Annotated in this window: 5 protein-coding genes and 1 pseudogene; 1 reads left to right on the forward strand and 5 read right to left on the reverse strand. The window is 47.5% G+C overall.

Annotated elements, in window-relative coordinates; all coding sequences use genetic code 11:
• Positions 1–201 (forward strand): annotated as a pseudogene (locus ACGG90_RS14995) (IS5/IS1182 family transposase); the annotation flags it as partial.
• A gap of 214 nt (positions 202–415) precedes the next feature.
• Here the strand turns inward: ACGG90_RS14995 and ACGG90_RS15000 are convergent.
• The 5 genes from ACGG90_RS15000 to ACGG90_RS15020 form a co-directional block, all read right to left on the reverse strand.
• On the reverse strand, positions 416–1,513 hold the full coding sequence (locus tag ACGG90_RS15000; protein ID WP_390410647.1) for a hypothetical protein: 1,098 nt from the start codon (positions 1,511–1,513) through the stop codon (positions 416–418).
• Between the two features lie 175 nt (positions 1,514–1,688).
• Positions 1,689–3,095 carry an IS5 family transposase gene (locus ACGG90_RS15005; RefSeq protein ID WP_390410648.1) on the reverse strand — a complete coding sequence of 469 codons (1,407 nt, stop codon included), beginning with the start codon at positions 3,093–3,095 and terminating at the stop codon, positions 1,689–1,691.
• Positions 3,096–3,234: 139 nt separating this feature from the next.
• A complete protein-coding gene (gene glmU / locus ACGG90_RS15010) occupies positions 3,235–4,623 on the reverse strand; it encodes a bifunctional UDP-N-acetylglucosamine diphosphorylase/glucosamine-1-phosphate N-acetyltransferase GlmU (RefSeq protein ID WP_390410650.1) in 1,389 nt (462 codons plus the stop codon).
• Positions 4,624–4,815: 192 nt separating this feature from the next.
• Positions 4,816–5,748, reverse strand: coding sequence for an NAD-dependent epimerase/dehydratase family protein (locus tag ACGG90_RS15015; RefSeq protein ID WP_390410652.1), 933 nt, complete (start codon positions 5,746–5,748; stop codon positions 4,816–4,818).
• 74 nt (positions 5,749–5,822) lie between these two features.
• Positions 5,823–6,718, reverse strand: an 896-nt coding sequence (locus tag ACGG90_RS15020) for a transposase (RefSeq protein ID WP_390410654.1), incomplete at its 5' end; no start/stop codon positions are given.

The following is a 6,718-nucleotide window of genomic DNA, read 5'->3' on the forward strand; positions in this document are numbered from 1 at the left end:
GGGTCAGTAGGTTTGGACTTAGTCAATACCCGAACAGCTGAGTCATTGGCCGTTAAAATCGATCAGGCAATGGTATTAAGCAATGCGCTGACATTCTTGAGAGTGTTTGCTATACCAATTTTAATTTCAACCACGAACGAAGGGCAAACCTATCGTTTCCGGTACAAATTTACTACTAGCATCGAGAATATGGTGGTCTAGTTGAACAGCCACTAGCTAGGCCTCGATTCTAATCATGTTTATTAAAATGATTATACCACGAGGCACAGGAACTGGGGTTGGAAGAGGTTTACTGTTCAGATAATCGAGAACGCTCATTGATAATACCGGTAGCATAAACATCCCCGATTACTTGTCGCAAGTCGGTACAAACAAGATGGCTGCTTGTCGTATACGCAATTTTTTGCAAAAGAGATCATTTCAGCTCATCCAATCGATCCAGCATCCCTACACCTGGCGTACTTTCATAGTAGCAATACAGTTCACACATCACCACTGCAGCCGACATCGCATCAGGATAATTCACATACTGCCCAATCAAGTAGCTATCCTGCCCATCCGCCGCCATCAATAATGGATGTTTGAAAAATCCACGCTGATTCTTCAATAACTGAGCCCCAATTGTCTCAAAATTGCCAGCAACTTGATGTTTAATGCCATACTTACGAACAAGCGAATCTACCAAGTCATTCTGAGGTGAGATCAACGCGCTTGATTTGGACAAGATGCCATTCTCGCTTCGACAGAAGCACAAATAATCTGCCATCAATATGGTGACTTCTTCACTACTCAATAATCGGTACTCACCTGTGTCTTCACGCACGGTCACAGTCATTCGTTCTCCCGCAGGATCGATGGCCAACATAATACCAGCACGGCTACCGCGAAGATAACGCATGCCTTCGGATAACGCAGTCGCATCGTGAGGATCAGATGACCCAAACTCTCCGTCAGCCAGTTCCTCTCCTGGAACGAACATGAGCTTCTTGAAACCCAGTTTACTCAAGACTGACTCCAGTAACTCACCACCAGCACCATGCATCGTCGTTATCACAATTGGCAATGCACGGTTAATTCGGATTGCCGAATCAAGTGGCGCTTGAACACCAACATGAGCGAGGTAGACGTTAACCCACTTGGACAGTTCAGATTTAGGCAACAGCTTCCCACCAGAAAACTCGCCTTTCACATCAGAGGCGTCTATTTCAAATGAAGCCAACAAGGCGCCTTGTTTTGAAATGACTTTGACCGCACAAGTTTCATTCTCAGCATCGATACAAGTTACCATAATGCCAATATCAACAGCATCTAGTTTCATCACCAGATACGACAACAGCGCAGTAGTGGTGCTTTGGTCAGTGACGCATTCATCAATACTTGATTGTGCTAACCGGGCGCAAATGTCTTTGATTAATTTCCGTGAAGCGACATGATGATCGCTTGAAATCAAAATGCGTTGATCACGTTTCAACTCCATCTCTATAAATGTCTCTAAATCCTCAAGTGTTGACATCTTATAGTCCTTTCTTGCTCAGCTAATTTGAGTCATCAAAAAAGCCCAACCACTTGTCTGGTTAGGCTTAGTATATCATTTGAAGCATCGATTCGATACCGATGGCACCACACTGCTTTATATGATTAGTAATGAACCAATCACTGCGAACTAATTAGTGGCTGGTGAATTAGCCCTAGTTTTCAGCTGAATCCACGATAACTTTGTAATCAATCTTCACCGCAGTCTTATTCTTTTTGGCGGTCACTGAAATTGGTCCACCTAAGACAGCGAGTAGATTCTCCAAATTTGCCATGACCACACCAGTGTCTACGGCAACCGCAATCGTCTCGGCAGTCTTCTCTTTGACCAGATCCAATCCGAGGTTGCCCTTTACGAACGAGAATCGGCGTTCAATTTCGCCACGCCGGTTCTCTGCGTCTTGATCTTGCCGGCGCTGCGCTGGATCCACATGCTTTGGCTTACGTCCAAGCCGCGGTCCACTGACACGGATACCGAGGTTGGCACACATGCCAATGTTTTCGCGAGTTCGATACAGTGTGTCCAACAGCACCTCGTCTGGATATTCACCATGCACATCGTAATAGTGATCAAGTGTCGAACCAAGATCGCTACTTTCGTTGAAGGCATTGAACGAAAACCGCTCAATATCAATCACGCCATCCATGATCGAAACATCGATCTTCGGTCCAAATTCAACTGGAGACTTTGATTTGCCCCGCATAATCGGGCGAATTTCCGGCTGACTCAAGCTTACGATCCGGTTTTCAACGCGATGCGTGTGGTTGCGATACATGTAATCTTGTTGGTCAAAGACTAAGCGAATGACGCCAAGTCGCTTTGCCCGCGCAGCAGTTAAAGTCGCTCCTTTGTCGATCATCGCATCCACGTACCGCAAGTCGCGACGAATGTATTGGAGCTGGGCTTTGATCTGCTTTTGCGTCAATTTTCCCCAGCGTCGCGGTTTGCGAGAAAAGGCAGTCCACTTTGCGTGAGCTTCACGCTTGTAAGTCCGTGGCGGTGCGATTTGAAGCTGTTTAGCCATAACTTTAATGTCATCTTCTAGGTTTGTTCTCGCCTGATTAAGCAGATGCGTATCTTGGGGGAATTTAATGTTTACTGGTGTGCACGTGGCGTCAGTGATCATCACCGACTTGGTTGGTAAGTGGCGTTGAAGTCGTTCGCGAACCGCATCGGTGATGATATTGCGGATCAATTCTGAAATCGGCGCGATCCGCCGACGAAAGTACGCCAGTGCCGTGTGATCAAACGGCACTTTGAGTTGATACTGCGGAATGCCAATGAAGTATTGATAGGCCGGAGTGTCACGAATGGCTTCGACAACATCTCGATCAGATAAACCAGTCCGTTGCTTGATCAACTGGGCCCCATATAACAACCTGAACGGTTTGCCGGCACGGCCAAGTTTCGACGGGAAGGCTAATTGGTATGCCTCACTCAATTTCTGCCAAGGCATTTGATCCGCAAGCTGAACCCATTCGTTGTCTGCACTAAGTGGTGTGCTCAAAGCGGTGCCAAAGGACTCAATTGACAGTTGCGTGACTGTTTGACGATAAACCATGGATAACGCCTCCGATAGGGTTGTGATAACTGCATGGGAAATCACGGATATGCCGGAAAACTTATGCATCTATTGTACAACGATAACGGGTTAGCGGACTGTTACAAATAACTTGGACAAATTATTCACCAGCCACTAATTAGTTCCAGTTCGAATCGTCTGCGATCGGCAAACGATCCCAGAAGTTTTCTTTGTTGGTTTGACGACTGCGGGCAATGCCCATGGCGTGGAATGGCACATCTTTGGTGATGGTCGAACCTGCCGCAACAAAGGAGTGATCCGCTAAGTCAACTGGTGCGACAATGTTGGCGTTGGAGCCGATAAACGACTTGTCGCCGACATTGGAGTGGAACTTTTGCACGCCGTCGTAGTTGACGAATACCACGCCACAGCCGATGTTGATGTCAGAACCTAAAGTGGCATCCCCGACATAGCTCAAATGACCAAGTTTCGTACGCGCACCAAGTGTAGCTTTCTTGACTTCACAGAAGTTGCCGATATGCACGTCTTCGCCGATATCAGATTGTGGGCGCAAGTGGGAGTTCGGGCCGATGTTTGAGCCTTTGCGCATGATCGAATCTTCAATGGTGGAGCTCGTGATGGTGACGTTGTCTTCAATGGTGGCGTCGATCAATTCAGAATGGGTGCCGACCACACAGTTAGAGCCGATCGTGGTGTGCCCTTTCAAATAAACGCCAGGTTCGATGATCGTATCGTTGCCGATGGTGACACCAGCGTCGATATATGTGGTGTCAGGATCGACCATGGTGACGCCGTTTTTCATGTGAGCGACGTTGATGCGGTGTTGCATCACTTTGGTGGCAGCGGCTAAAGCCACGCGGTCGTTTACGCCCATGGATTCAGAGAAGTCATCCATGGTGTAGGCGCCGATGGCTTCACCTTGGGCCTTTAAAATACCGATAACATCTGGTAAATAGTATTCACCTTGCGCGTTGTCATTGCCCACTTGATGTAAAGTCTTAAACAAGGTTTGGTTGTCAAAGACGTAAACGCCGGTGTTGATTTCATGCACCGCAGCTTCTTCTGGCGTGGCGTCTTTTTGTTCGACGATTTTTTCAACGTTGCCGTCAGCGTTACGGATCACGCGACCGTAGCCGAAGGGATCTGGGGCGTTAGCAGTCAAAACCGTCGCCAAAACGCCGGCTTGTTCATGGTAAGCAAACAATTTTTCAAACGTGGTTGCAGTAAACAATGGGGTGTCGCCACTGGCGATCAAGGTAATGCCATCTTTGTCGCCTAATAACGGCTCAGCTTGTAATACCGCATGGCCGGTACCGAGTTGTTCGGCTTGTAAAACAAATTGAGTGCGATCGCCAAGTGCTTTTTCAACGTCTTGGGCGCCATGGCCGACAACGGTGACCACTTGATCTTGATGGGTTTGTTCCACTTGGGTCAACACGTGATCGACCATGGGCTTGCCACAAACTTGGTGTAACACCTTATACAATGAAGACTTCATCCGCGTACCTTTACCGGCCGCCAGAATAATCGTGAATTTAGCAGACATGATGAGCTCCTTTAAATTTCGTGTATAGCTCCATCATAGCCAATGCCGATCCTCCTGACAAGAAAAGCATTGGGGTATACCAATCTAGAAAAGTAACACGATAAAGTTATAATTTATCGTGCGGCTTCTGAAAACAAACGAGTATAAAATTGACGGAGATTATTAGACCAATGACGGATATTATTCCAATCCTTATTTCACGGAATCCGCGTAGATTTTCAACCCGTCTTTCAACGGGGTATGGGTCATGAAGCCAAAAGCATTGATTTTATCAACATTGGCATAAGAATCGCGAATATCGCCTTGGCGCGCCTCTTTGTAAGTGGCGTTGAGCATTTTGCCAGTGATGGCTTGTAAGTCATTGGCCACTTCCTGCAGCGTGGTTTGTTGGCCATTGGCAATGTTGAAGACATCCGCCCGGGCTTCTGGGGTATGCAGCAAGCCGATAATGGCCGATACCACGTCGCCGACGAACACAAAGTCGCGGGTTTGGCCGCCATCGCCAAAGAAAGTAAATGGTTTGTCATTTTGCAAGGCGTTCATGATAATGGACAACACGCCAGAGTATGGGGAAGCTGGGTTTTGCTTTGGGCCAAAGACGTTAAAGAAGCGCACGGTGACAAAAGGCAGATCATACAAGCGGGAATAGTTGATGATAGCCCGTTCCGTGGCGTACTTGTCGACAGCATATTGGGTCAACGGATCGACGGCCAAAGTTTCGACTTTTGGCAAGGTTGGGTTTTTCCCATAAACCGCCGCAGAGCTAGCGAAGAATAACTTCTTTAATGGCAGATGTTCGCGCCGGATGGTTTCGATGATGTTTAAGTTGGCTTCTTGGTTTATCTCATGGGTGTAATATGGGCGATCAACAGAATCAGCAACACTGGCGATCGCCGCCAGCAGCACGATATAGTCAAACTTTTCATTGACCAACAGTTCAGACATGAAGTCGTGATCCGTGATGTCATGTTTGATGAATGTGACCTTATCGCTATCGGGAAGATTGCTCAACAACCCCATCGACAGGTCATCCACCACTGTGATTTGATTATCACTTTTGATCAATTCATCGACTAAATTTGAGCCGATGAAACCGGCCCCGCCTGTTACCAAGTATTTAGACATGTTGCGCCTCCTAATAACGCCGTCTATATTCTATAAAATAATTTAAATATAGTAACTATGTAGTGCCTGGTGAATTAGCCCTCACTTTCAGGCGAATCTACGATAACTTTGTAATTAATCTTCACCGCGGTCTTATTCTTTTTGGCAGTCACCGAAATTGGTCCACCTAAAACTACGAGGAGATTCTCCAGATTTGCCATGACCACACCAGTGTCTACGGCAACCGCTATCGTCTCGGCGGTCTTCTCCTTTACTAGGTCCAATCCAAGATTACCCTTTATAAACGAGAATCGGCGCTCAATTTCGCCACGGCGGTTCTCTGCGTCTTGATCTTGCCGGCGTTGCGCCGGATCCACATGCTTAGGCTTTCGCCCTAGGCGCGGTCCACTTACGCGAATGCCAAGATTAGCGCACATGCCAAGATTCTCGCGGGTTCGATATAGCGTGTCCAACAGCACCTCATCTGGATACTCGCCGTGCACGTCGTAGTAGTGATCAAGTGTCGATCCAAGGTCACCACTTTCATTGAAAGCGTTGAAGGAGAAACGCTCAATGTCGATGACACCGTCCATGATCGAAACATCGATCTTTGGCCCGAATTCGACTGGTGATTTCGACTTGCCTCGCATGATCGGACGGATCTCCGGCTGGCTTAAGCTCACGATCCGGTTTTCAACGTGATGGGTGTGATTACGATACATGTAATCTTGTTGGTCAAACACCAAACGAATCACCCCCAGCCGCTTTGCCCGTGCTGCGCTTAAAATCGCCCCTTGATCGATCATCTCATCCACGTAGCGCAAGTCACGACGAATGTACTGGAGCTGGGCTTTGATCTGTTTTTTGTCGCGCGGCACGCTATTTCGGCCACCATTCGTCACATTGTTTCGGATTGAAACGCCTTTGTTTCGCCGAGATAATGTGACGTTTTTGATTCTCACATTACTGCTCCCGCAGATTATTCCATCTT

This window comes from Lacticaseibacillus jixiensis, from assembly GCF_042847315.1.
GTDB classification, from domain to species: domain Bacteria; phylum Bacillota; class Bacilli; order Lactobacillales; family Lactobacillaceae; genus Lacticaseibacillus; species Lacticaseibacillus jixiensis.